The organism is Sphingomonas sp., assembly GCF_045810705.1.
GTDB lineage: Bacteria > Pseudomonadota > Alphaproteobacteria > Sphingomonadales > Sphingomonadaceae > Sphingomicrobium.
The window spans coordinates 221,197-244,552 of the sequence record NZ_JBJMVI010000002.1 but is presented as its reverse complement, the minus strand read 5'-3'; the positions used below and the strand labels follow the sequence as shown (position 1 = coordinate 244,552).

The 23,356-nt window shown below is 63.1% G+C and carries 30 protein-coding genes and 2 tRNA genes; 20 read left to right on the top strand and 12 right to left on the bottom strand.

What is annotated here, in order from left to right; all coding sequences use genetic code 11:
- Window positions 1–12: 12 nt before the first annotated feature.
- From trpA to trpD, 4 genes are read right to left on the bottom strand one after another with little or no spacing between them, the layout of a single operon-like run.
- Entirely contained in the window at window positions 13–795 is a 783-nt protein-coding gene (gene trpA, locus ACJ8FR_RS01220) for a tryptophan synthase subunit alpha (RefSeq protein ID WP_407826776.1), read from the bottom strand.
- The gene (trpB, locus tag ACJ8FR_RS01215) at window positions 792–1,943 is read right to left on the bottom strand and encodes a tryptophan synthase subunit beta (protein WP_407826775.1); all 1,152 of its coding nucleotides are present in this window, start codon (window positions 1,941–1,943) and stop codon (window positions 792–794) included. Before trpB ends, trpA begins: the two co-directional genes overlap by 4 nt.
- Entirely contained in the window at window positions 1,934–3,322 is a 1,389-nt protein-coding gene (gene trpCF, locus ACJ8FR_RS01210) for a bifunctional indole-3-glycerol-phosphate synthase TrpC/phosphoribosylanthranilate isomerase TrpF (protein ID WP_407826774.1), read from the bottom strand. Before trpCF ends, trpB begins: the two co-directional genes overlap by 10 nt.
- On the bottom strand, window positions 3,315–4,409 hold the full coding sequence (gene trpD, locus ACJ8FR_RS01205; protein ID WP_407826773.1) for an anthranilate phosphoribosyltransferase: 1,095 nt from the start codon (window positions 4,407–4,409) through the stop codon (window positions 3,315–3,317). Before trpD ends, trpCF begins: the two co-directional genes overlap by 8 nt.
- Before the next feature lie 250 nt (window positions 4,410–4,659).
- Between trpD and ACJ8FR_RS01200 the strand changes: the two genes are divergently transcribed.
- Together ACJ8FR_RS01200 and ACJ8FR_RS01195 are read left to right on the top strand one after the other, a co-directional pair.
- Window positions 4,660–4,733: transfer RNA gene (locus ACJ8FR_RS01200), tRNA-Gly, on the top strand.
- A 108-nt stretch (window positions 4,734–4,841) separates the two neighbouring features.
- Entirely contained in the window at window positions 4,842–5,354 is a 513-nt protein-coding gene (locus ACJ8FR_RS01195) for a hypothetical protein (protein ID WP_407826772.1), read from the top strand.
- 275 nt (window positions 5,355–5,629) lie between these two features.
- Here ACJ8FR_RS01195 and ACJ8FR_RS01190 read toward each other — a convergent pair whose 3' ends face one another.
- Complete coding sequence (locus ACJ8FR_RS01190; protein WP_407826771.1) at window positions 5,630–5,851, bottom strand: DUF6471 domain-containing protein; 222 nt, start codon at window positions 5,849–5,851, stop codon at window positions 5,630–5,632.
- 104 nt (window positions 5,852–5,955) lie between these two features.
- Here ACJ8FR_RS01190 and ACJ8FR_RS01185 point away from each other — a divergent pair, with 104 nt between their 5' ends.
- The 3 genes from ACJ8FR_RS01185 (at window position 5,956) to ACJ8FR_RS01175 (ending at window position 7,765) form a co-directional block, all read left to right on the top strand.
- Window positions 5,956–6,981: an IS1595 family transposase gene (locus ACJ8FR_RS01185; protein ID WP_407826770.1), complete on the top strand. Its 1,026-nt coding sequence runs from the start codon at window positions 5,956–5,958 to the stop codon at window positions 6,979–6,981.
- Window positions 6,981–7,187, top strand: coding sequence for a hypothetical protein (locus ACJ8FR_RS01180; RefSeq protein ID WP_407826769.1), 207 nt, complete (start codon window positions 6,981–6,983; stop codon window positions 7,185–7,187). Before ACJ8FR_RS01185 ends, ACJ8FR_RS01180 begins: the two co-directional genes overlap by 1 nt.
- Before the next feature lie 113 nt (window positions 7,188–7,300).
- Complete coding sequence (locus ACJ8FR_RS01175; RefSeq protein WP_407826768.1) at window positions 7,301–7,765, top strand: hypothetical protein; 465 nt, start codon at window positions 7,301–7,303, stop codon at window positions 7,763–7,765.
- On the opposite strand, the gene ACJ8FR_RS01170 is transcribed toward ACJ8FR_RS01175, so the two are convergent.
- A complete protein-coding gene (locus ACJ8FR_RS01170) occupies window positions 7,755–7,886 on the bottom strand; it encodes a hypothetical protein (RefSeq protein ID WP_407826767.1) in 132 nt (43 codons plus the stop codon). The genes ACJ8FR_RS01175 and ACJ8FR_RS01170 overlap by 11 nt on opposite strands.
- On the bottom strand, window positions 7,886–8,272 hold the full coding sequence (locus ACJ8FR_RS01165) for a hypothetical protein (RefSeq protein WP_407826766.1): 387 nt from the start codon (window positions 8,270–8,272) through the stop codon (window positions 7,886–7,888). The genes ACJ8FR_RS01170 and ACJ8FR_RS01165 overlap by 1 nt, the downstream gene beginning before the upstream one ends.
- Before the next feature lie 105 nt (window positions 8,273–8,377).
- Here ACJ8FR_RS01165 and ACJ8FR_RS01160 point away from each other — a divergent pair, with 105 nt between their 5' ends.
- The gene (locus ACJ8FR_RS01160) at window positions 8,378–8,608 is read left to right on the top strand and encodes a helix-turn-helix domain-containing protein (protein WP_407826765.1); all 231 of its coding nucleotides are present in this window, start codon (window positions 8,378–8,380) and stop codon (window positions 8,606–8,608) included.
- A gap of 292 nt (window positions 8,609–8,900) precedes the next feature.
- Here the strand turns inward: ACJ8FR_RS01160 and ACJ8FR_RS01155 are convergent, their stop codons facing one another.
- Entirely contained in the window at window positions 8,901–9,080 is a 180-nt protein-coding gene (locus ACJ8FR_RS01155) for a hypothetical protein (protein WP_407826764.1), read from the bottom strand.
- Window positions 9,081–9,102: 22 nt separating this feature from the next.
- On the opposite strand from ACJ8FR_RS01155, the gene ACJ8FR_RS01150 reads away from it, so the two are divergent.
- The 11 genes from ACJ8FR_RS01150 to ACJ8FR_RS01100 all read left to right on the top strand — a co-directional run bounded on the left by ACJ8FR_RS01150 (window position 9,103) and on the right by ACJ8FR_RS01100 (window position 15,493).
- Window positions 9,103–9,297, top strand: coding sequence for a hypothetical protein (locus ACJ8FR_RS01150; RefSeq protein WP_407826763.1), 195 nt, complete (start codon window positions 9,103–9,105; stop codon window positions 9,295–9,297).
- 67 nt (window positions 9,298–9,364) lie between these two features.
- On the top strand, window positions 9,365–9,997 hold the full coding sequence (locus tag ACJ8FR_RS01145) for a hypothetical protein (protein ID WP_407826762.1): 633 nt from the start codon (window positions 9,365–9,367) through the stop codon (window positions 9,995–9,997).
- A 2-nt stretch (window positions 9,998–9,999) separates the two neighbouring features.
- Window positions 10,000–10,308 (top strand): hypothetical protein, encoded by a 309-nt coding sequence (locus ACJ8FR_RS01140; RefSeq protein WP_407826761.1) that lies wholly within the window; start codon window positions 10,000–10,002, stop codon window positions 10,306–10,308.
- A gap of 2 nt (window positions 10,309–10,310) precedes the next feature.
- Window positions 10,311–10,850, top strand: coding sequence for a hypothetical protein (locus ACJ8FR_RS01135; RefSeq protein ID WP_407826760.1), 540 nt, complete (start codon window positions 10,311–10,313; stop codon window positions 10,848–10,850).
- A 557-nt stretch (window positions 10,851–11,407) separates the two neighbouring features.
- The gene (locus ACJ8FR_RS01130; protein ID WP_407826759.1) at window positions 11,408–11,686 is read left to right on the top strand and encodes a hypothetical protein; all 279 of its coding nucleotides are present in this window, start codon (window positions 11,408–11,410) and stop codon (window positions 11,684–11,686) included.
- Between the two features lie 553 nt (window positions 11,687–12,239).
- A tRNA-Tyr gene (locus ACJ8FR_RS01125) sits at window positions 12,240–12,325 on the top strand.
- Window positions 12,326–12,616: 291 nt separating this feature from the next.
- On the top strand, window positions 12,617–13,204 hold the full coding sequence (locus tag ACJ8FR_RS01120) for a helix-turn-helix transcriptional regulator (protein ID WP_407826758.1): 588 nt from the start codon (window positions 12,617–12,619) through the stop codon (window positions 13,202–13,204).
- 61 nt (window positions 13,205–13,265) lie between these two features.
- A complete protein-coding gene (locus ACJ8FR_RS01115) occupies window positions 13,266–13,610 on the top strand; it encodes a hypothetical protein (RefSeq protein WP_407826757.1) in 345 nt (114 codons plus the stop codon).
- A gap of 50 nt (window positions 13,611–13,660) precedes the next feature.
- Window positions 13,661–14,101, top strand: coding sequence for a hypothetical protein (locus ACJ8FR_RS01110; RefSeq protein WP_407826756.1), 441 nt, complete (start codon window positions 13,661–13,663; stop codon window positions 14,099–14,101).
- A 31-nt stretch (window positions 14,102–14,132) separates the two neighbouring features.
- A complete protein-coding gene (gene rlmB / locus ACJ8FR_RS01105; protein WP_407826755.1) occupies window positions 14,133–14,876 on the top strand; it encodes a 23S rRNA (guanosine(2251)-2'-O)-methyltransferase RlmB in 744 nt (247 codons plus the stop codon).
- Entirely contained in the window at window positions 14,876–15,493 is a 618-nt protein-coding gene (locus ACJ8FR_RS01100; protein ID WP_407826754.1) for a DNA-3-methyladenine glycosylase family protein, read from the top strand. Before rlmB ends, ACJ8FR_RS01100 begins: the two co-directional genes overlap by 1 nt.
- Here the strand turns inward: ACJ8FR_RS01100 and ACJ8FR_RS01095 are convergent.
- Both ACJ8FR_RS01095 and ACJ8FR_RS01090 read right to left on the bottom strand, forming a co-directional pair.
- Window positions 15,490–16,674 (bottom strand): hypothetical protein, encoded by a 1,185-nt coding sequence (locus ACJ8FR_RS01095; protein ID WP_407826753.1) that lies wholly within the window; start codon window positions 16,672–16,674, stop codon window positions 15,490–15,492. The two genes, ACJ8FR_RS01100 and ACJ8FR_RS01095, sit on opposite strands and share 4 nt — an antisense overlap.
- 142 nt (window positions 16,675–16,816) lie before the next feature.
- Entirely contained in the window at window positions 16,817–17,509 is a 693-nt protein-coding gene (locus ACJ8FR_RS01090; protein WP_407826752.1) for a pirin family protein, read from the bottom strand.
- A gap of 333 nt (window positions 17,510–17,842) precedes the next feature.
- On the opposite strand from ACJ8FR_RS01090, the gene ACJ8FR_RS01085 reads away from it, so the two are divergent.
- Window positions 17,843–18,373: a GAF domain-containing protein gene (locus tag ACJ8FR_RS01085; RefSeq protein WP_407826751.1), complete on the top strand. Its 531-nt coding sequence runs from the start codon at window positions 17,843–17,845 to the stop codon at window positions 18,371–18,373.
- Here ACJ8FR_RS01085 and ACJ8FR_RS01080 read toward each other — a convergent pair.
- Window positions 18,351–20,114: a TIR domain-containing protein gene (locus ACJ8FR_RS01080; RefSeq protein ID WP_407826750.1), complete on the bottom strand. Its 1,764-nt coding sequence runs from the start codon at window positions 20,112–20,114 to the stop codon at window positions 18,351–18,353. The two genes, ACJ8FR_RS01085 and ACJ8FR_RS01080, sit on opposite strands and share 23 nt — an antisense overlap.
- A gap of 191 nt (window positions 20,115–20,305) precedes the next feature.
- Between ACJ8FR_RS01080 and creD the strand changes: the two genes are divergently transcribed.
- Together creD and ACJ8FR_RS01070 are read left to right on the top strand one after the other, a co-directional pair.
- Window positions 20,306–21,700 (top strand): cell envelope integrity protein CreD, encoded by a 1,395-nt coding sequence (gene creD / locus ACJ8FR_RS01075; RefSeq protein ID WP_407826749.1) that lies wholly within the window; start codon window positions 20,306–20,308, stop codon window positions 21,698–21,700.
- Between the two features lie 44 nt (window positions 21,701–21,744).
- Window positions 21,745–22,644: an LOG family protein gene (locus tag ACJ8FR_RS01070; RefSeq protein WP_407826748.1), complete on the top strand. Its 900-nt coding sequence runs from the start codon at window positions 21,745–21,747 to the stop codon at window positions 22,642–22,644.
- A gap of 4 nt (window positions 22,645–22,648) precedes the next feature.
- Here the strand turns inward: ACJ8FR_RS01070 and ACJ8FR_RS01065 are convergent, their stop codons facing one another.
- The gene (locus tag ACJ8FR_RS01065; protein ID WP_407826747.1) at window positions 22,649–23,341 is read right to left on the bottom strand and encodes a c-type cytochrome; all 693 of its coding nucleotides are present in this window, start codon (window positions 23,339–23,341) and stop codon (window positions 22,649–22,651) included.
- Between the last annotated feature and the right edge of the window lie 15 nt (window positions 23,342–23,356).

Here is a 23,356-nt window from a genome sequence, read left to right as displayed (position 1 = left end):
AGCCGATTCAATTCATTGCGCCACCGACTCGTTCCGTGTCGAGGCTTTGAGAGTGCGAACGAACGCCGCGACATCGCCGCCGCGGCTGACGAGATCGACGATCGCCGAGCCGCAAATGACGCCCCGCGCGCCGGCCGCGAGCGCGGCGCGGACATGCTCGGGCGTGGAGATGCCGAAGCCGAACACCGGCGGCGGCGCGCCCGCGGCCTTCACGCGATCGATCAGGCCTGCATCGAATTCCCCGCCGGCGTGGGTGCCGGTGATTCCGGCGCGGCTGACGCAGTAAGTGTAGGCCTTCGACAAGCGCGCAATTCGCAGGAGCGCCGGCTCCGGCGTGTTGGCGGCGGCAATCAGCACCGGCTCGATTCCGGCCTGAACCATCTGCGCCGCGAACGGCTCCGCCTCGAGCGCCGGGACGTCGGCGATCAGAAGGCTGTCGGCGCCGGCGTCGGCGGCGTCGCGCATGAAGCCGGCGCGCGCGACGACGATATTGGCGTAGGTTAGAATGCCGACGGGCACGTTGGGGTGGCGCGCCCGGAACCCCGCGAGGAGCCCCAAACAGTCGCCGACCCTCACGCCTACACCGAGCGCGCGCTGCGCCGCCGCCTGGATCACCGGCCCGTCGGCAACCGGATCGGAGAAGGGGATCCCGACCTCGATCATGTCGGCGCCACCCTCGACCAGCGCATCGAGCAGCGCCGCGCTGGTCTGGAGATCGGGATCGCCGAGCATCACGAAAGCACCGAACGCGCCGTCGCTGCCCAGCCGATCGAACATAGCGCCATAGCGGCTCACGCGAGCAGCGCCTCGGCCTGTGCGACATCCTTGTCGCCGCGCCCGGAGAGGCCGACCAGGATCGCGCTGTCCGGCTCCGCTTCGGCGAGCTTCAGCGCGTGAGCAAGCGCGTGCGCGGATTCGAACGCGCAGAGGATGCCCTCGCCTTCGGCCAGCGCCTTGAACGCCGCGAGTGCCTCGGCGTCGGTCGCGCCGACATATTGCGCCCGGCCGCTGTCCTTGAGGTGGGCATGCTCGGGCCCGACCGCGGGATAGTCGAGGCCCGCCGACACGGACCAGGTATCGGTGACCTGCCCGTCCGGATCCTGGAGGACGTAAGTCTCTGCGCCGTGGAGGATACCGGGCGCGCCGCGCAGCAAAGTCGCGCCATGTTCGGCGCCGCTAAGGCCCTTGCCGGCGGCTTCGACGCCGATCAGCCGGACGTCGTCGTCGATGAAGTCGGCAAACAGGCCGATCGCGTTGGAACCCCCGCCGACGCAGGCGACGACCGCGTCGGGTAGACGGCCCAATTGCTCGATGATCTGCGCGCGCGCTTCCCGGCCGATCACCCGCTGGAACTCGCGGACCATGGTCGGGAACGGGTGCGGACCGGCGGCAGTGCCGAGCAGATAATGGGTGGCCTCGAAGCTCGCCGACCAGTCGCGCAACGCCTCGTTGATCGCATCCTTGAGCGTGCGTCCACCGCTTTCGACGGGAATCACCTCGGCGCCCATCAGCCGCATGCGGAAGACATTGAGCTGCTGCCGCTCGACATCCTCGGCGCCCATGTAGATGACCGTCTCAAAGCCGAGCAACGCCCCGACGATCGCCGTCGCCACGCCGTGCTGCCCGGCGCCGGTCTCGGCGATCAAGCGCGTCTTGCCCATGCGCCGTGCGAGCAGGCCCTGCGCAAGGACCTGGTTGGTCTTATGCGCGCCGCCGTGGAGCAGGTCCTCGCGCTTCAGATAGATGTTGTCCGGGAGGTTCCGGCAGCGGGTCAGCGGCGTCGGGCGGCCTGCGTAATTCGCCAGCAAGTCGTTCAGCTCGGTCCGGAACGCGGGATCTTCCTGCGCGTCGAGAAACGCCCCTTCGAGCTGCTCGAGCGCCGGGACCAGGATCTCGGGGACGTAGCAGCCGCCGAAGCGCCCGAAGCGGCCGTTCAGGCGCATGCGCGCAGCCGCTGCCGCGACGCCGGGCGCAGCGCGTCGAACAAAGCTGCCATCTTTTCGGGCGACTTCTTGCCGGGGCGCTGGTCCATGGCCGAACCGACGTCGATCGCATAAGCGCCGAGCCGCTGCGCTGCGCGTGCGTTGTGCCTGCCGATCCCGCCGGCGACCACCGACCGAGACAGATCGGCATGCCTTGCGATCAGGGACCAGTCGAACGAGCGTCCGCTGCCGCCGTCGGCATTGTCGAACACCAGCCGATCACCGCCGCGCCCAATGAGCGGCTCGCGGCCGACACTGAGTGCCGTCCAGATTTCGCACGGGGGCAGCTCGCGCCGGAGCGTCGCGACATAGTCGGCGTCCTCGTGGCCGTGCAGCTGGACCGCATGCAGGTTCATCAACGTCGCGAGCTCGGCAACCGTTCGCAGCGGCGCGTCTCGGAACACACCGACGGGCCGTATCCCGCACTTTCGGGCAACACCGGCCAGCGGCGCAGCTTCGTCGGCCGTGACATGGCGGGGGCTGCCAGGCACGAACACGAAGCCGACGAACGCCGCTGGCCGGGCGGCGCTCACGTCAGCGCCGCAATTCAATCCGCACAATTTGATCCGCCCGAAGATCAGCTCACGTGCGCGTTGGGCCGGCTCACTCCCACGCATCAGCGATGAGCCGATCAAGAAGCCATCGACCAACGGCGACAGGCGTTCGACGTCGGCGCGGAAGTCAATTCCGGATTCGGAGACCAGGAGGCGGTCACCGGCGAGGCGCGCGAGCCGCTCCGTCGTGGCGAGGTCAACGGTGAGGTCGCGCAGATCGCGATTGTTGATGCCGATCAGCGGCGCGCCGAGGGCCAGCGCGCGCTGCATCTCCGTCTCGTCGTGAACTTCGACAAGCGCGTCCATGCCGAAGCGGCGCGCCTCGGCGATCATCTCGCGCGCGGCGGGGTCGTCGAGCAACGACAGCATCACCAACACAGCGTCGGCGCCGGCGATTCGCGCTTCGGTGACCTGACGTAGGTCGATGAAGAAGTCCTTGGCGAGGATCGGTCCGTCGAACTCGCGGCGCGCCGCAGCGAGGTCGGCCAGCGAGCCGCCGAAGAACTCGGCATCGCACAGAACGCTGAGCGCGTCGCCGACACCCGAATAGCCGCGGGCCAGCACCGCGGGATCGGCGGAAGCCCGGATCACCCCGGCGGACGGCGAGGCCCTCTTGATTTCAAGGAGGAAGCGGGCGCCGGGCTGCGCGAGTGCGCTGGCAAGGCTTCGCCTCGTCGCCCGCGCCCGCGCGCGCAGCGAGTCGAGGGCGACGCCGTCGAACCGTCGCGCGAGCTCGTCGCGCTTGGCCGCGGCAATCTGCCCGAGCACTCCAGCCGGTTCAGTCACGGCTCGCCTCGAGGAATTCCGCAAGCACCTTGGCCGCCCCGCCCGATGCGAGCGCGTCACGCGCCAGGGCCGCTCCTTCGCGCAAGGTCGAGACCATGCCCGCCGTCCGCAGCAGCGCCGCGGTGTTGAGGAATATGATATCCTCCTCGGCGCGGCTGCCGCGACCGCCGAGCAGCGCCTGAAGTCTCGCGGCATTCTCCTCGACTTCGCCGCCGGTCACGACGTTGACCGGCGCCCGCTCCAGACCCGCTTCCTCAGGCGTGATCTCCAACTCCTCGAACTCCCCACGCGACAGCCGGATCGCGCGCGTTTCGCTGTGCAGCGCAACCTCGTCGAGGCCGCCGCCGTGGACGACGAGCGCTTCGCGGACGCCCATCGCCGCCAGCGTCTCGGCGATCCGGCGCAGCATCCTGGGATCGGCGACGCCGAGGAGCTGGACGGCAGGCCGCGCCGGATTGATGCACGGACCGAGCAGGTTCATGACCGTGCGCACCTGGAGCTGCCGGCGGACGAGCGCGGCATGCTTCATTCCCGGATGATAGGCAGGCGCGAACAAGAAGCAGAAGCCGACGTCGTCGAGCAGTGCGCGGGCCTTTTGCGGTCCGATGTCGATCTTCGCACCCAAGGCCTCGAGCACATCGGCCGAGCCGCAGCGCGAGCTGACGCTGCGGTTGCCGTGCTTGGCGATGGGCAGGCCACAGGCCGCGGCGACCAAGGCGGTCGCGGTCGACACATTTATCAGGCCGGAGCCGTCGCCGCCCGTCCCGCAGCAATCGGCATAGAGATAATCGGGCCGGGCGAACGGCAGCGCCGCGGCGCTCAACGCGCGGGCGGCGCCGATCATTTCGTCCGCGGTTTCGCCCTTCATTCGAAGCGCGATGAGCATTCCGGCAATCTCGGCCGGTTCGAGCCTGCCGAGGACGAGGCGCTCGAACAAATGTTCGGAATCGTCGATCGGCAGGTCCTCGCCTGCCAGGAGTTTCGGCAGCGGATTCGCCACCGGCTGTCGTGGATCGTGGGCATGGGGCGCGTGAGCGGCCGCGGGGGCGCCCACGGCGTCGCGCACGAAATTTAGGATCTGGTTCATGATCTCACCTGGAAACAAAAAAGCCCGCCGGAGGCGGGCGGGCAGTCGTTGATCGGTTGGCTAATCGATCAATCGCGCCATCGCGCCGCAAGGGTCATCGAACGCCACCACCAGCGGCGAGCGGTCGATGAAGCGGAGATGGCGACCAGGTTCGTCATGCGATTCGCGTGGTACGGCAGGCGCTTGGGCCCGGTCAACCGGCTATTCGGTTGACGCCCTCGCGCCGCAAATGGCATTGGCCGTGGCTCGAGCGGGTGTAGCTCAATGGTAGAGCAGAAGCCTTCCAAGCTTACGACGAGGGTTCGATTCCCTTCACCCGCTCCACATCTCCGGTATTATGCAGCAAACGCACCAACAGCTAACTAGCTGAAAAACCCACGCCTTCCGTATCCTTCGACGACTCCACGGACTGTCGCAGAAGGATTAAAGGCAATGGGACAGAGCAACATCTCCTCGAACCTTAAGGATCGCATCGCTCGGGTCATGGGCGAGCGCCAGCAGGTTATTCGCAAAATCGAACGCATCGACGCGATGGTGCAGGAGCTTCCTGCCACTAAAGAACATCTCGCACATCTGGATAAGGTGATCGACGGGATCGATGTCGTGTTGACCGACCTTGATCCGACTTGGAACCGCGAGACAGTCATCCCGATCAAGCCGAATGGTCACCGCAGTCCGATTGCCTTCGGCGACGGTCGTAGGGTGGCGCTAGACGTCCTCAAAGCGGCAACGAAGAAGATGACGACTCGGGAGATCACCGACGCCGTGTTGGACGAGCAAGGCCTGTTCGATCTCGACCAGCCGTTGTGGGAGCGGATCAGGTCGAACATCGAAGGCGGCTTGCGAGTGTGGGAGGGTGTATCGGTGATGCGGGACGAGGGCCGAACGCCCTGTCTGTGGTGGGCGATCGGCAATCCCCACATCGGGGATTCCACGGGAGTGTAAAGTATTACTAACGTAAAGCGAAAGTAACGGTAACGCTAAGCGGCGCTGACATCGAGTAAGCAACTGCCGTAGGCAAACAAAAAACCGCTTGCGCTGGGATTTTTAGGCACTAGACGGCGTTCTTCGCCTGAGAAGGCGAACCACCGGTCAGTTCTCGCTGACCGGTGGCTCTGAACCCGCACGCCCTATTGGAGCTAGGAAGTGAGGCTACCGTGCAGATCAACTGCGCGATAATACGGAATTACTCTGCGTCTACTGCGGAGTCCAGCCCTATTTTAGTCGCCTAATCTCAGCGCGTTAGCGCCCATGGCCAGTAGGGCTTTAAGGAAGAAGTCGGCGGTGAAGGAGCCACGGCTGAGCTTGCTCCGCAGGCTCTTGTTGGTCTCCTTCACCCCTGCTTCGGCCAGCAGCCTCGCTAGATCATCATAGCTGACGCCTCGTCGGACCATTTCGGCCCGGAGGATGCGCTTCGCCTCGCCGTTCTCAATCTGGGACATATGACCACACATCTGCTACAATTGTCCCACTTAGCGGTCATCAGGATGTTGCACATCCGGGACATATGTGGCACATCCGCTGCGAAATTAACGCAGCGGAGGACATGGCACAACACTTTCTTCTCTCGGCACGGGCCAAGACGCTTAGCACTAAGCAGGTCGCCCGCATGTCCGAAGAAGAGGCGTATGCCGCCTTCGTCAAAATCCGGTATGCGGAAACGGACGGAGAGCCGTTCTGCCCCGCTTGTGGCTGCGTCGTCGTCTATCACATCACGGCCAAGCTGCCCTCGCGAGGCAAGAATAAGGAGGCGGAACCGGGCGTCCGCCGCCTGTTCAAGTGCAAGGCTTGCGACAAGCAGTTCAGCCTAACGGCGGGCACCATCTTCGCCGGTCGCAAGCTGGCGATCCGCGATATCCTCTACGCCATCGCCAAGTTTGCCAACGGAGCCAAGGGCGTGAGCGCCCTCCAACTGAGCCGCGAAATGCAGTGCAATTACCGGACCGCCTTCGTGCTGCTGCACAAGCTTCGCGAGGCGATGAAGGCATTGCAGGCGGTCACGCTGGGCGGCGTCGGCACTGAGGTGGAGATGGATGCCACCTATACTGGCGGCTACGTTAAGCCAGCACGGGAGAAGAAGAACCACCGTGATGCTCGGTACCTTGAGAACCAGACGGGCCGGAAAAAGTGCATCATTACGATGGTCGAACGCGGTGGTCGCGTCCTCGCATTCGTCGCCAAATCCGAGCGGCAAGGCCTCCCTGAGATCATGGACCGCTTGGAACCGGGCAGTATCGGCTTCGCTGACGAAGCGAAAACTTATGATGCTCTCCACGCCGCGTTCGATATGCGGCGCATCGATCACTCCAAAATGTGGGCTTCACTGGATGGCGTGAACACCAATCAATGTGAGTCTTTCCACTCGCGGCTCAAGCGCTCAATCATGGGCGTCCATCATCACATCGCCCATACCTACACGGAGAACTACGTGGCCGAGTTGGCTTGGCGGGAAACGAACCGCCGCATCTCGAACGGCGAGCAGTTCCTGACCATCGTCGCGGCAGGTCTCCACCATCCGGTGTCACGCCAGTGGAAGGGCTATTGGCAACGGCACTTGAGGGCTGCCGCGTGATGACCCGATTCAAGTTCTGCATGATAGGGACGCCGCAATCGCCCATTTTAGAGATGGAAGCCCGCAATGTTGCCGAGCTCCATCACTGGATAGCTCGGGCTCGTTACATCGAAGGCCGCATGGTCGAGATTGCCGGTGAGGCGACCGACTGCCCGGTGCTCATACCGGCAAATCGCATACAGATCGTGATGGAGCTTCCGGAGTGAGGCCGAAGCTCCCAACAGTGTGTCCGATGCACGGACGACCTTCGAAACGCGACACCTGCTCTGAATGCAATGCGGCTTACATGCGAGCCTATCTACGTCGGCGCAGGATTGAGATGCCCGGCTACGCTCTCTTCGACAGGGCTCGGAAACGTGCTCAAAATCGCCGTCTCGACTTCACGATCAGGCGAGAGGACATCATCACGCCGGATGTCTGCCCTGTCCTTGGTATCCCTCTGGTGGTGGGCAGCGACCGGTCTCCGGCTTCGCCATCACTCGACCGCATAGACCCATCATTGGGCTACGTCCCCGGCAACATCCGTGTGATCAGCGACAGGGCCAACCGGCTCAAGAGCAACCGATCACTGGCTCACTTGCTGAGGCTCGCGGAGCAAGGACCAGCCGAGTTGCAAACCGAATACCGGATGGTCGCCGAGTATGTCGCTCGCGAAGAGTTGTTGAGAGATGTCCGGTTGAGGGCAGCGCAATCAAAGCGGGATTCTCGCCTCTTCAAACGGCTGCTGCCGAAGCTGGATCGGATCTTCGCGGTCGGGCTGGTCGAGGCCTCGATCACACAATAGCGCAGCCAGCCATCATCAGTACCGCTCCAAATATCAACCCGAGAATGCCTCTAACGAGCAAGCCGCCGTTCTTGCCACCAACCAAGGCGACAAGGATCACGAGCAGGATGAAAACGACCATCAGATTGGTGTCGCGTCGTTGGTCTCGGCATTGACCATGTAAGTTGTTTGGTGGCCGTGATGGTCCGTGATGCAGGTTACGTCGTACAGGGTCGAAGTGGCCTTATGGGCATCGATCACCTTGACGCAGTGATAGCCGTTGAGGCCGATGATGAAGGCGACAGTGCCCTGGGCTTTCGAAACATCTGCCGAGCTAGGAGCCGACCCGTCTGACGATGTGCTGTCCGAACCACTTTCAGCAGTGGTTGTCTGAGTCTCGACCTGCGGTGTTGCCTCTGCCTCGGTTTTCACTGGCTTATCATGCGAGCCAGCGAACACACACGAAGCTACCAAAATCATTCCAAGGACACCGAAGCAGCCTACTGCTGCCGACGACTTCTCACTCACCACTCGCTCTCCCGTTCGCTCGGCAGGCGAGACGTAAGCGCCAAAGGTTAACAACGGGATCAATACGCCGTGGACGAGTAATCACCACGACCGCTCACTGTCGGGGTGAGCGATCCCTATCTCGACATACTTGGAAAGCGCATCCGCGCCCGCAGGAGCGAGCTTGGGATGTCACAAGAGGGATTAGCGCACGTTGCCGGAATGGATCGCAGCTATGTTGGCCGGATCGAGCGTGGGGAGCACAACCTGACGTTCACGGCTCTGGTGCGGCTCGCTCGGGCAATGAGGTGCGACGTCGCGGCTCTTACTGTGGACTTGCCCACGCGGCCTCACTAGCCTCTCCATTGGAGGTGAAGAGGTCGATGACTGCCATTGAAAACTATCTCAAGACGAATGCTGAGTTCGAGGCCGCGAAGCAAGCTCTGGCCGCGATTGCTGCGGGACTCAAAGACTTCGCCACACAGTTAAGCAGGGCTCCCGAGAACACATGCTTTTCAAACACCACCGTTGGTCTCCCAGCAGAAATCGTGGCGTCGTCATCTACGAAGTCATACGACGCGAGTGGCTGGGATACGCCCGAGCAGATTCAGACTGCCATTGCCCGACGCTTCGAAGCGAAGCGAAAGGTTCAGGCCGCTTGGGCTGCAGTGCCCTCTGAGATGCGGGCTTCACTCGTGCCGCCGAGGCTCTGAATCAGCATTCGCCCGTTGCCTGTCTCGACCGAGATGGAGAGGGGTTTGCCAATGAGTTCCAGATATAGCTGCTCGATTGCCTTGTAGAGCGCTATCATCACTTCGCGATCAGTCATTTGGAGCTTTCAGGAGGTTGAGATGTCCTCGCAGGAAGACGAGTTCATCGCGCATTGGGAGGGTGAGCTGGCCTCATTGAGGCGGCAGCTTGGCTACTTCGAGCAGGGCAAGATGCGGTGGAAATTCGCCGGTAAGGACCGGACGGAAGATCACAAAGCTCTTTTGAAGAAGATGATCGGCAGTATCGAAAAGATGCTCGATGCCTACACCGGCTAGTAACTCAGCAGCCGATGTTGCTGATAAACCAATTCGCGTGAATTGTTACTGAACGGGAGCCGGATCGGTGCCACTGCAATCCTTTGCGGAGCGGTCTGCCGATCCCATCGCCATTTATACTCTGGTGCTCGCCGTTGCGACCATCGCGCTTTGGCTGGTCACATGGGGAATGCTCAGAACGACGAAACGCTCGGTCGATCTCTCCCGAAGTGAGTTCAATGCCACGCACCGTCCTCGGCTTCATGTTCGAAACATCGTCGTCAAGGACAGCAGCGGTCCGTTTCAGCACGAGGCGTTCAACTTCAGCCCCGGAGAGCGGATCAACGGCCAGTTCTACGTTTCCAACATCGGTTCAGGCGAAGCTAGGGTCGTCGAAAGCCATTGCGAAGTCCTTTGGGGACTCAAAGACGGCTTGCCAATGCAGCGGCCTTATGAGGGGAAAAACGGCAATAACCCGGTGCCGCGCACGGCCATTCCAAGCGGCTCCTCAGTCTTTGGGCTCTTCTCGTCCGAGGAGCCGTTTACCGCCCTTCACTGGGACGAGAATGGGCGGTCCAACGTCTATGTGATGGGGTGGGTAGAATACATCGACACGAGCAATGTTCGCCGCCGCACTGCCTTTTGCCGCCGCTATGTTGAGCGCGACGGCTCTCGTCGTTTCTACCCGGTTGACGACCCGGACTACGAACACGAGGAATGATTATGAAATCGGCCCGTGAGATATATGAGAAGCTGGTCGCCGCAATCGACAGGGCGACCGCAGACCGGCACATCTATGACGTGCCGAAGGCGGCAGAGGCCGAGGGAATGGCCGGTGGTGAAATCCGGCGCGATCTTAGCCAGCGCTGGGAATACACCTATGCGGATCACGCTGGCGGCACCGTCAAAGTCGAATGCTACTGGTATGACCAGTCAAAGCCGTTCTCAATCAGGCCCGACATGCACAAAATGAGAGTGGAAGTCGAAGATGCCGATGGGAAGCTCGTTCACGCTAATAGCTACGAGGAATAAGCATGTTTGGCTTAGGTAAGGCACGGCGTGAAGCGACTGAGATCGGCGCAGCGGCAGCGCGCATGGCGATCATGCCGTTCTGGGTTATCTGGGACAGAGCTTTCGATGACCGAATTTGGAGCGACCCTTATGTGCTTGGGGTCATCGGTGGGTCCATCTCGGCTCAGATGCTTCCAATGACCGGTCGGAAATTGAATCCGACCGACAAGGGCTTTGTCATGCTCGACGCAATGCGTAGCTTAGGAGCGCCACAGCACGGATTGGACCGTGGGTTGGAACTTGCCGAACGTGGCGATCCAGATTGGGCGCGCGGTTACGACCACGGGATCGTCACGTTCCTCATCATGGCGGGTGCGCTCAAGCCTGAGGCATACGAGGAGCCCGACATTGTTGCTGCCAAGAAAGACGTCCCCTCGATGCGTCAGATGGACATCGCAATAAACGGAGCGGGGGAGCGGGACGACAACCAAGACCTAGCGGTGGCTTACATCTCACGGCTGGTTCAGAAGCATAAGAAGGCGCACTACCCCTCGCTGCAGTAGGCCGGTCTCGTCCAAGTGCTGCTCGCTTGGAACGGCGGAGGGATGGCGTCGATGTGGGCAGCGTGTGAGAACGCTGCTTGGAAGCTGGAGGTGAGCACTCCCCATGCCCTGGACGACGCGATCTGCTCCGCCACTTTGGTCCGTTTTGCGGATAGGCTGTGAGGCGGGCGCTAAAGCATCATTAACCCAGTCCGCATACCTCAGTGGCGCAAGCCGGTGAGCGTGCGGAGGCTGTCATGAACAAAGAGCAGAGGAATATAGTCGTATATGGGCTTTATGGCCTCAGCGCATTGCTGGTCTTCATATTCTGGAGAGTTGGAAGCCAGTACGACTACTCCCATTCGCTTCTAATTTGGGAATTTGGGCGCACCGCTGGTCCTTCGTACTCCCTGCCGGACGCCATTTCCGGCCTCCGGCTACGCATGGGGACCACAGGAGTTTTCTGTGGAGTGATACTGCCAGTGCTCATGGCAGGCTCCGCAGCGCTCATTTCAAAGGCGGATCAACGTTGAACGAGGGGTAAGCTCATGGGGTTAATAGCTTTTCTGATAGGAGCAGTGATTGGCTGCTATTTGGTTTATTCGCTTCTTCATTGGGCGATCTTTAAGCGGGTCACCTCGAATCGGCTCCACAGCCATATCTTTGCCGCGATAGCTACTTACCCGATCTCAGCGATTCTATACGGATTCGGTGCAGCGGATGGCGGCGAGTTCCGTTTCGATGGTCTTGTTAGCTATTTGCTGCCTTCGCTGATCATCCTTGCACTGGCGTTCAAGAGAGGACGAGACGCGCAACGGAAATTGTCGTCGGACGCGCAAAGCGCCGCATTCCAGTGATGTTCGCAGACGGGCGTCGGTATGTCTGAACCAGACATTCCGTGTGATCTTTGTGGGCTCAAGCTCGCAAACGCGCGTTTAGCGAACGAGATGTTGCTCATCGCACCCGGCCAAAAGGACATCGGACCTCAGAGCCATCAGAGAATGTTCGAGGGCGAGTGCCCGGAGCACGGCCACCGTTTCGCGGCATTTCCAAACGAAGGTCATTCGACTCTACTAGCTTCCCGGCTCTCCAAGCTGTTTACGAAAGCCGAGTGCAGAGAGCTTAGGCGGATACTGCCGGATGACGAGCGGAAGCGCTTTCAGTCTGCGCTAAGGGGTCAATACGCTTGGGACGACGAGGACGTTGCCCGTTGGCGTGGTGCGTTTGCTGCATAATACCGCACATCTCGACAGTCCGGGGGGACTGTTGAAATGTGGAGCGCCCGAGGCGCAGCCGAGGGGCGACAACTCAGCGCAGACCGACGCGTTGACACAGCAATGGTGCGCCGCCATTTGCGCGGGCCTGATCGTCATGCTCGACCATCCCCCGATGGTCTGCGCTGCCAATCCTGGAGAGGTGGCCGAGTGGTTAAAGGCAGCAGACTGTAAATCTGCCCGCGCAAGCGTACGCTGGTTCGAATCCAGCCCTCTCCACCACCGTCGGCCGAACACAGCCCGGCACTGCCAAAGAGGCAATTCGAACGATCGGGCAGGCCGCAAGCGCCGAGTCTTTCTCGAACGACGGCCGAGTCCGCCCGCGCGCGAGCAATAAAACTCCACTTCGGACAGAGCATCTCGTCGAAACGGGCCTCCCGGAAGTAAATATCGAAGGTTAATCCCGAAATGGCTCAAAACCGGCTGAAAACTGGCTAAAGCCTCAGAGATGACTTAAGGCTTCGGTGAATCGCGCTCGGAGAAGACCGCATGTTACGCGGGGTGGGTGTCGCATTGGATCATTCGGACGGAGCGCAGGATGCGCCTCGTGAGGCATCGAGTTCGCGCACCGTCGACGCGATGGCCGAGCGCGTTGCCCGGCTGACCTCGGGGCAGCTCGATTGTTTGCGGCTCGTCGACCAGTTGCTCTCATCCAAGGAAATAGCGACCGAGCTCAAGATTTCGCCGCACACGGTCGACCAGCGGATTCGTCAGGCCCTTGCCATCCTCGGCGTCGAGCGCCGCACCCAGGCCGCGAGGATCGTGGCGCAATCCAAGGGCCCATATCAACGATTGATACATCAACCGCCGTACATTGTCGGCGACGCCCAAGCCCGCCACCCCGAAGCCGCGGTCAGTCATCAGATTCGGCACGCTGATCGCGCAGGGGAGGCTGGGGGAGTTGGTTTCCTTACCGAGCAGAGGCCGGCGTCTTTCTGGCCTTCCCTGCAACTGCCGTTCGCAACGAGGAGCAACCCCCGGAATGAGATGAGTGTCGGCCAGCGGCTGTTCTGGATCGCGACCATCGCGATCGGTGCAGCTTTCTCGGCGGGCATGTACCTCGCCGGGTTGGAAAGCCTCGCTAGGCTTCTCAAGCACTAACCGACCCCAGATCAGGCCGACAGCCACTCCGGACGCGATAAGCGCCGGGGAAGGAGCAGCCATGCGCAAGCATATGATTGAAGACGCCGCCTACGAAGTCGCTACCCAGGTCCGCGCGGTCGAAGATTCGATCGACGCCACACTTGCCGAGATCGCCGAGCTCCAGGCCCGGATGATGCGGATCAATTCGGTCGCCCATGTCGGACCGGCACCGATTCACGCCGCGCTGCAGGAACTCTCGGCCGCGCTCGGCAGCCTGGTTTCCGCGCGGGGATCGGTCGTCGGCTGTCACCGGCAGCTGGCCGAAGCGAAGCAGTTCGTTCCGGGCCTTCGCACAGTGAGCTGGGGAGATACCGACAACGACTGCCCGCCATCGGCGCAGACCGAACTCCGCATCGTCGCCTGATTTCGAAGGAGCTTTGACCGGACCGCGTCAATGTGGTCCGGTCCATTGCCATGTTTGCACGCGTCATCATCTTCTGGGCACTGCTGCTTCTGTCCTGCGGTTATGCGCTCGTAAGGGGGCGGAAATACGAGCGGCTGGCCGCAATCGTCTTTCTGGCCGCGAGTCTGGTTTCATTCCTGGCGCATCTATCCTTTGGGCGGGGCTACGTGGCGATGAATGGCGGCGAGATCGCCGTCGATTCCGCAGTCCTGATCGCCGTCGTTGCGATAGCCCTCGCTTCCGATCGCTTTTGGCCACTTTGGGTTGCTGGACTTCAACTCGTCGACAGCTTGTCCCACATCCTGAAGGCGATCACGGTCAGTCTCCCGCCGTGGGCCTATGCAATCGCCGAGCGGTTTTGGAGCTACCCGATTCTCGTGATCCTGTTCATCGGGGCATGGCGGCAACATCGACGCACTCTCGCAGCAAATGAGCCGATGCCGGCGCGCTAGACTCGCTCGCTCCCACCGCTAAGCGGGCGCAATGTCGCGTCGAAAAAAATCGCACCAAAGCCATGGAAAGGCCAGCCGGCCGCGGCTGTGGGGCAAGCATGCCGTCGCCGCCGCGCTCGACAACCCCGAACGCAAGGTCTTGAAAGCCTGGGCGACGCGCGAAGGTGCAGCCTCGATGCAATTCCCGGCGGAGGTGCCTGTGACACTGGCGGACGTCGCCGACCTCGGCCGGCTCGTCCCGCACGATGCGCCGCACCAGGGCGTGGTGATCGAGGTCGAGCCGCTCGAGGACATTTGGCTCGACGGACTGCTCTACAATGCGGGCGAGCGCGCGGTGGTGCTCGTGCTCGACCAGGTCACCGACCCCCACAATGTCGGCGCGATCCTGCGCTCCGTGGCAGCGTTCGGCGCGATCGGCATCGTCACCCAGGACCGCCACTCGCCGCCCGAAAGCGGCGCGCTCGCCAAAGCGGCGTCGGGAGCGCTCGAACGCGTGCCCTGGGCGCGGGTCGTCAACCTCGCCCGGGCGCTCGATGAGATCGGCGAAGCCGGCTTCTGGCGCATCGGCCTTGCAGGGGACGCAGCGGGTGATTTGAAGGACGCGCTTGGTCCGCCGCGCGTCGCGCTCGTGCTCGGAGCCGAAGGCCCGGGACTAAGGCCCAACACGCGCGAGCATTGCGACGCGCTCGCGCGGCTTCCAATCACCGACGCGGTCGAAAGCCTCAACGTCTCCAACGCGGCTGCCGTCGCCCTTTACGCAGCGAGCCTCGGCTAATGGTCCGGACCAGCAAAAGCATCCGCAGTGACGTCAAGGCGCTGGCGAATCTGGAGAGCGCCTTTGCCCGCGTTGTCGAGCAGCATGGCATTCCCGAACCGCGCAGCAGCAACCCCGGCGTCGAAACGCTGCTGCGGACCATCGTCGGCCAGCAGGTCAGCGTCGCTGCGGCGCGTTCGATGTGGGCCAAGCTCGAGGCTGCGTTCGGCTCGCCGCCCGATCTCAACCTGCTGCTCGCGGCGAGCGACGAAGAGCTGCGCGCCGCAGGCATGTCGCGGCAGAAATCGGGCTATATCCGAAGCCTCGCAAGCCTGGTCATCTCGGGCGAGCTCGACCTTAGGAGCCTGCCCGAAGACGACGAAGAAGCGATCGCGCTGCTGACCAAGATCAAAGGGATCGGCCGCTGGTCGGCTGAAATCTATCTGCTGTTCGCGGAAGGGCGGCGTGACGTCTTTCCTGCCGGCGACCTCGCCGTCCTGGTCGAGATCGGCCGGTTATTGGACCTTCCCGAGAAACCGACCGAAAGGCAGTTGCGCGAGCTTGCGGAAGCCTGGCGGCCGTACCGCGGCGCCGCCGCCGTGCTCGCGTGGCACAGCTATAATTCGGCGGTTCTCTAGGTCCTGACGGCGCTCGGCAGCGCCCGCGCTCCAAGTCCGCGATACTCGCGCGCGCCCTGGTCGAGCCGGAGTGGGCCGAGCTTCTCGCGCTGCGTGTCGCGGCCGACGAGATAGGCCGCCGACGACTGCGCCCGGCCGCCGCTCCATTCATAAAGCGCGTTGAAGGCAATGACCGGGACGAACGTCCTGCGCCCGGCAAGTTCATATTCCTGGACGGCCGCGCGCGGCGCGACGACCTGGTTCTTGAAGCTGACTCGCTTCATCGGCGGAATGAGGTCGAGGCGCTCGCCGATGCCTTGCGGATTGGCGAAGAATGCGGCGAGCTCCTCGTCCTGCGCGGCGCTGGCGTTGAGCAGGCTGGCTTCGGCGAGCACTGCGCGAGCGGGTGCCGCGCCGGCATTGAACAGCTCGAGCTCGAACTCGATCGTGACCTGGTCGTCGTCGACCTGGCAACGCAGCGGCTGGAAGGCGATCTCGAGCGCGGGCCTGAGGCGCGACGCCACGATCCCGGCGGGCGCCCGCTTGGGCGGCGCAGCCGTCGGCGGCCGCGGCGTCGGTTGCGGCGGTGCCCGCTGAGCTTCAGGCTCCGGTGCGGGCGGCACCAGAAGGTCGAATAGCGGCCCCCCGGCAAGCGCCTGGCGCGGGCGGCGGTGCCACAGCAGGAAAGCCGCGCCTCCGGCAAGCGCAAGCGCGGCTGCCAGCCACGGCCAGAGGGGAAGGTTGCGCCACGGAACGAGCGGCTCGTCCACGACCGGCGCAGAATCACTCCTGATTGGCGCATTCGCCGCCGGGATCGGTGGGGCGGCGCCCTGGAGCGGCGGCAAGGCGACCGTCGCTGACGTCGCCGGTGTTTCGCGCGGTGTGACCCGCGGGGGAGCGGAGGGCGCGGGCGCCGGCAACGTCGCCGCCGGAACGGCTTGCTGTGCGGGACTGTTCTGCGCCACCCGGCGCGGTGCCGTCGACGCCGGCCGCACGGTCGTTTGTGCCGGCGGGGTCGAAGCTGGCGCGGCCGGCTGCTCCGCCGGGCGCGTGACCCTGCCGTTGAGGTTGAAGTTCTGAAGCTCGGTCGGTCCGATCGTGTCGCGGGGCGGCGTATTGGTCGCCGGCAGTTCGGGCGCGGCCTGGGCGAGCGCCGCCGCCGGCGCGATGCCAACGAAGGCCGCCGCCAACAGTGTGATCACGCGCAAACTCGCCTTCATCCTGCTCCCGCTCTGCGCTTGAGACGCGGCCACTCTCCGCGGCGCGCGACGCGCTCATGCCTGCCAAGCCCGGCCCGATCAAGCATAAGGCGGATGAACCTCGGCGGAACCCCGACCGACAAACCTAGCGCGCGTCGACGAGAACCAGCTCGCTGTCGTCCTCGGCCTTGATCTCGACCTTGCTCTCGCCGGTGATCGCGACCCCGTCGCGCGGGTCAGCCGCGACGCCGTTCACGGTCACGCGGCCGCTGGGGACGAGATACAGGTGGCGGTCGGGCTGCGCATCGATCGCAATCGATTCGCCGGCTTTCACGGTCGCGCCGAGGATCCGAGCGTCGGCGTTGATGGTCAGCACTCCGTCCTCCTGGTCGCCGCTGGCGAGCAGCTGAAACGCGCCGTTGCGCGACTCCTTCGGGAACGGCATCGCGCCCCAGCTCGGGCTCGCCGAGGGCTTGTCGGTCTCAATCCAGATCTGGAACAAGGTCGTCTGCTCGTCCTCGAGATTATATTCGGCGTGCGTGACGCCCGTCCCGGCGCTCATCACCTGGACGTCGCCGGCGCCGGTGCGGCCCTTGTTGCCCATCGAATCCTGGTGGGTGATCGCGCCGGTGCGGACGTAGGTCACGATCTCCATGTCGCGGTGGGGGTGCGGCGGGAAGCCGCTCTTGGCCCCGATCTGGTCGTCGTTCCAAACACGGATCCGCCCCCACCCCATGCGCGACGGGTCGTGATAATTGGCGAAGGAGAAATGATGGCGGGCGTTGAGCCAGCCGTGGTCGGCGTGGCCGAGGCTGTTGAAGGGGCGGATGTCGATCATGGCTGTGATTTGGGTCCTTCCGCATGGGCATCAAGTGTCAGGCGTGTAACCGGCAGGCGGGATCGCGATGCCCGAAGTTGTCCAAGTTGGCAGTGCCACGCGTTCACGCCAGCAAATGAGCGAAACGCACCGATTGCAGCGCTCGTAGGCGCGCGCGACCCCCCCGGGTGTCGGCTTTGTCGGCTTGGTAGGATTTGCGCGTGCATCGAGATCGTCCTCTCGAGGACGGACCAGCTACCTCAAAGCCCCTGCTCTAGGACAGATGTTTCTGACACAACTGCAAACGGAACCGGGCTTCTGTGCTATGGCCGCGCCAAGACGCTGGAGCCGTGAATGTCTTTTGCAACCGGACTGCGGAAAGCGCTCGACCTTCGCCGAGCCGATGTGGTTGCCGAGCTACGACGCGGCGACAGCCTCGAGGACATTCTCAACCGCCACTTGCTCACGGTTGAAGAGATGTCCGACAGCGAAATCCTCACGTCCGTCCTGATCCTCAGCCCGGACGGAAAGCGTCTCACCCACGGAGCGGCTCCGAGCCTCCCAAAATCCTACCGCGAAGCGATCGATGGATCCGAGATCGGGCCAGCGACTGGCTCATGCGGCACAGCGGCGTACCTGGGGCGTCCGGTGTATGTCACTGACATCGCCACCGACCCTCTGTGGGCAGCGTACCGCGATCTTGCTCTGCCGCATGGGCTTCGGGCGTGCTGGTCGACTCCGATCCGGCGTAATGAGGGAGGGGTGATGGGCACCTTCGCAATCTATCACCGCAACCGGACCGGCCCGACCCGAGATGAACTCAACTCGATCGAGATCATCACCGACAATGTTGCTGAGGCGATTACGTATGCCCGGAAGACCTGACGCCAGTACCCGCGGTTCGCTTGTTGGCGGCGGCGAGCATTTGCTTGAACCGTGGATCGTCGCGAAGGTTATCGAGATTCGGATCGTTGGCGGCTAACCGAATGATGTTTGGTCCGGCATTCGCCATGACCGGATGCAACATTTCGATCGCAGCTTCTTTGTCATTGAATACCTTATTCAGGCCCCAAGCGAAGTTGTAGCGCATCATCAAATTGTCCGGATCAACGAGCAGCCCGCGCTCGATCCATTCCTTGGCACGATCCATTTGCCCCAATGTGGCCAAGCTTATCGCACCAAATGCGAGCGCCGCGCCGTTATCCGGATCTTGGAGGATGACGTTTTCAACCTGCTCGATGATCCTTCCCGCAGTTCGCTCGGCGCCGTCGGCATCGTCCTGCGCATTGTAATAAGCAAACAGCATCCCAAGCCCATGAAAGTCGGTTTCCATCAGTTCGATAGCTTTTTCCAAGTGCAGGGCTGCATCCTCCAACCGCCTCTGTCGATAGAAGAGCCGCGCAGCTTCCTTGTTCACCTCCCATGAGTCCGGACCTAAATGAAGAGCCGTTGCAATTTCCGCGTTCGCTTCTTCTTGCAGACCGTGCTCCGCCAGGTGCCAGGCTTTTGGAAGATGAGCTTCTGCGATCGTCGGATTCAAACTCAGCGCCCGGTCAGCGGCTACCGAACCATCTTCCAAGTCTTCGTTTCCGGAAAATCCGTAGCGCAGATTCGCCTGCGCGAGTGCCATCAATCCCCACGCCTGGGCATACTCCGGATCAACCTTCGTGGCCCGGTCGCAGATGCGAATAACCTTCTGCTCGCGCCGTACGTCCCCGAAATCTCCTAGAATCCAATATTGCCGGGCCATTAGATAAAGATTGTAGGCTTCGACGCTGGCCGTGCCGCGGCGCTCGATTGCGTTCTTTTCTTCCGGCAACAGCTTGATCTTGAGCGCAGCCACGATCGCTTCGCTGATCTCGTCCTGAATCGCAAAAATATCCGTGAGGTCGCGGTCGAAACGTTCCGCCCAGACATGGTCGCCGGTTTTGCCGTCAATTAGCTGCGCAGTGATTCTGAGCCGACCTCCGGCCTTCCGCACGCTTCCTTCAAGGACATGGCTCACACCGAGATCGCGAGCAACCTTACACACGTCCACAGCCTGCCCCTTCAATGTAAAGGCCGTGTTCCTTGCAGTCACAGCAAGCGCGGACACCTTTGACAGATCGGTGGTGATGTCTTCAGTTATGCCATCGCTGAAGTATTCCTGCTCGGCATCCCCGCTCATGTTTGCGAACGGCAGCACGCAAACCGAGCGTTCGCGGAGGTGAAACTTTCTATCGGCAGAGCGTTTGGGCGGCCCAGCGAGTGCGGCTACGCTTGCGATCACCTTGCACCACCCGGGCGCCTGCGCGGTTCCGTCCCAATCTCGCAAGCTCGCGCATTGAACCTGATTGAATGGCATTGGTGGAAGTACTCCGTCCAATGTGGCTTGCACCAAAATGCGCGCGGAGCGCGCTGCGTCGGCTTCGGCCCTTACCCATTCCGATTTCACGGATTCGGCGGTCCAAAGAACGAGTACGGCCCCTGCAGACTTCAGTCGCTCCTCGATCACGTCCGAATAGGCTCGATGCGCTGGAAGCTCGTCGTCGCGCCACACCCCGTATCCTACCGACCGCAGCATCTGGGCCACACGTTGCGCTTGCGGCTCATCCGGCCGGGCATAAGAGACGAATACGTCGGACATGAGCCCTTGGTGGGAGCTATCAGGACTTCGCGGCAGAGTCATTGCTATCCGAATTCGGCGGCGGACGTCCGCAATGGTTCGAAAGCGCACCTTCCCATCCACCTCGAAACCCCCGTTTTCTAGGAAACTTGACGACGAACCGTGCATTTCTGTAGATGAACCGAGTTTCAGCGGCTCATCGGAGGTTTGGCATGGACGGTTTTCGCGGCGAGCGTACCCCGGGGTTCAAGCTGGTCCTCGCGATCGGCGTCGCCCTCCTCCTCACCATCCCTTTGTTCTCGGTCTACCTCCTGTCGTTCGACCGCGAATCGCAGTCTCGCGAGGCGGCGACGTCGATCACCGCGGGGTGGGGCGCGCGCCAGGCGATCAGCGGACCGGTGCTGGTCATTCCGTATCGCGCCACCGCCACTGAAACCGTCGTGCAGAACGGACAGAGTGTCACACGCACCAACCAAGTCATGCGCGAGCTCACGCTGGCGCCGGAAATCACCGACGTTTCGACAGTGATCGATCCGAAGGTCCGAAGGCGGTCGATCTATCAAGCGGTCGTCTACGACGCTCATTTCCATGGGAAAGCCCGCTTCGCCTTTCCGCCGGACCTCGCGCGCACGGGCGTCGAGCCGTCGCAAATGGACATGAGCCGGGCCGAGCTTCGCTTCGGGCTGAGCGACCCGCGCGGCCTCGGCGCCAACCCGCAGGTGAGCGCGGACGGCCATCCGCTTCGCCTCCAGCCGGGCGGCGGAAGCAATGGCGGCCGCGGATTTTTTGCCTGGATCGACGCCGGCAGCCTGGTGAACAGCCCCATCGCCGTCGACTTCGCGTTCGACCTGCGGGGCAACCAGACAATCGCGCTCACTCCTCAGGCCGCGGACACGCGCTGGGCGGTCCATTCCTCGTGGCCGAGCCCGAGCTTCACCGGCGATTTCCTGCCCGACCACCCGCCCGTGACCGCGAAGGGCTTCGACGCCACCTACCGGATCGGCAATCTTGCGCTCGGCCGCTCGCTGGTCAGCACGGCCGACGCAGGGACGGCACCGGCGGCACCCCAGCCGAGCCGGCAGCGGTACGGCCCGACCGACGCCAGCGGCACGGACTCGGCGCAGACCGCGCAGATCGACCTGATCCAGCCGGTCGACCTCTATTCGCAGGTCAATCGCGCGGTGAAATACGGCTTCCTGTTCATCGGCTTCACCTTCCTCGCGCTGCTGATGTTCGACGTCATCGGCGGCGTTCGCGTGTCGGCGGTCGAATATCTGCTGATGGGCGCGGCGCTGATCCTGTTCTTCGTGCTGCTGCTCGCCTTAGCCGAGGTCATCGGCTTCACCCCCGCCTACATCCTGGCTTCAGCCGCGATCGCGGGGCTCAACACGGCCTATTCGGCGGCGGTGCTCGGAAGCTGGCGACGGGCCGGGTTCATCGGCGGCCTGCTCGTCGGCCTCTATGCCGTGCTCTACATCCTGCTCAGCCTCGAGGCCTACTCGCTGCTGATCGGCGCGCTGCTGCTCTTCGCCGCATTGGCCGGGGTGATGTACGCGACGCGGCGGATCGACTGGGGCGGTAGGAGAGAAGCCGCGCCGGCGGCATGATGTGACGGCGTGACGGGGCGAATCTTTGGCGCTAGTCGGGCCGCATGACGTCCCAAGCACTACCGCCAAAGCGCATCTTCCCGACCTCCAAGGTCGACGCCCGATCCGCCGAGCACGTCCCCTCGGTGCCGCAGACCGAGAGTGTCGCGTACAAGCTTGCCTTCCAGGACACCGAGTTCCTGCTGCGGGAGGATTTGCGCCCTGTCCGATTCCAGCTCGAGCTGCTCAAGCCCGAGCTGCTACTCAACGAAGCCAATATCGGATCGACCTTCGTCTTTTACGGGTCGGCGCGGATCCCCTCGCCCGACATGGCCGACGCGCTGGTCGCGGCCGCGACCAACGACGAGCAGCAAAGGATCGCCGAGCGCCTGAAGGCCAAATCCCATTATTATGAGATCGCGCGCGAGCTCGCGCGGCTGGCAAGCCAGTGCGGCTGCGACGAGGAGGGCAAGCGCCACTTCGTCGTCTGCTCGGGCGGCGGGCCGTCGATCATGGAGGCGGCCAACCGCGGAGCGGCCGAGGTCGGCGAGGAATCGATCGGGCTCAACATCGTGCTTCCGCATGAGCAGATGCCCAACCGCTATGTGACGCCCGACCTCAGCTTCCAATTCCACTATTTCGCGCTGCGCAAGATGCACTTCCTGCTGCGGGCGCGGGCAGTCGCGGTGTTTCCCGGCGGATTTGGGACCTTCGATGAGATGTTCGAGCTTCTCACCCTGATCCAGACCGGCAAGGTCCGGCCGCTGCCGATCCTGCTGTTCGGCCGCGACTATTGGAACCGCGTGGTCGATTTCCAGGGCATGGTCGAAGAAGGCGTCATCGCGCCGCACGATCTCGACCTCCTCCACTGGACCGAGGATGCCGTCGAGGCGTGGGATTTCGTCACCGGCTATTACGAAGAGAACCCGCATCCGGCGCCGGTTCAGAGCGGACCGCCGGAGTGAGCTGCTAAGGCTTAGTCGTCTTCGACGGCTGGGCCGAAGCGTCGCCACCGCTGGTCTGGGGCGTCTTGCCAGCCAAGGACGCCGGCGGCACCGGCTCCTTCTCCGCCTTTTGAGGCCCGTTACCGGGGCCGGTCCCAGGCTTGGCACTCGACGCATCGGCCACTGCCGCAGGTGCCGCGGGAAGCGGCTTGGGCGCATCGCTATGCGCGTTCAAAAAGGCGATCACGTTGGCGCGATCTTCGGGGTTGCTGAGGCCGGCAAAGGTCATCTTGGTGCCTGGCGCAAAGGCCTTCGGGCTCGACAGCCACTGGCTGAGCTTGTCCCAGTCCCACGTGCCGCCCTTCTTCGAGAGCGCATCGGAGAAAGCGAAGCCCTTGCCCTGGCCGATCGGCTCGCCGAGCACGTCCCACAGGTTGGGGCCAAGTTGGTTCGCGCCGCCCTTGTCCGCATTGTGGCAAGCGGCGCATTTGTTGAAGATCTGCTGTCCCTTGGCCGGATCGGCCTTGGCGAGATAGACTTCGATCGGCTGCTCGGCGGCCGCCGCGCCCTCGCCTTCCTGCTCCACGCCGGCGATCGGATAGCCCATCTTTTCGGGCCGCTCGGAATGGAACATCTCGCCCGCGACGATCGACGATCCCAGCGCTACGATTCCTGCGAACAGCACCCAGCCGGCGATGGTGTTGAAGCGGTCGTCCATGGATTTCCCTGTGTT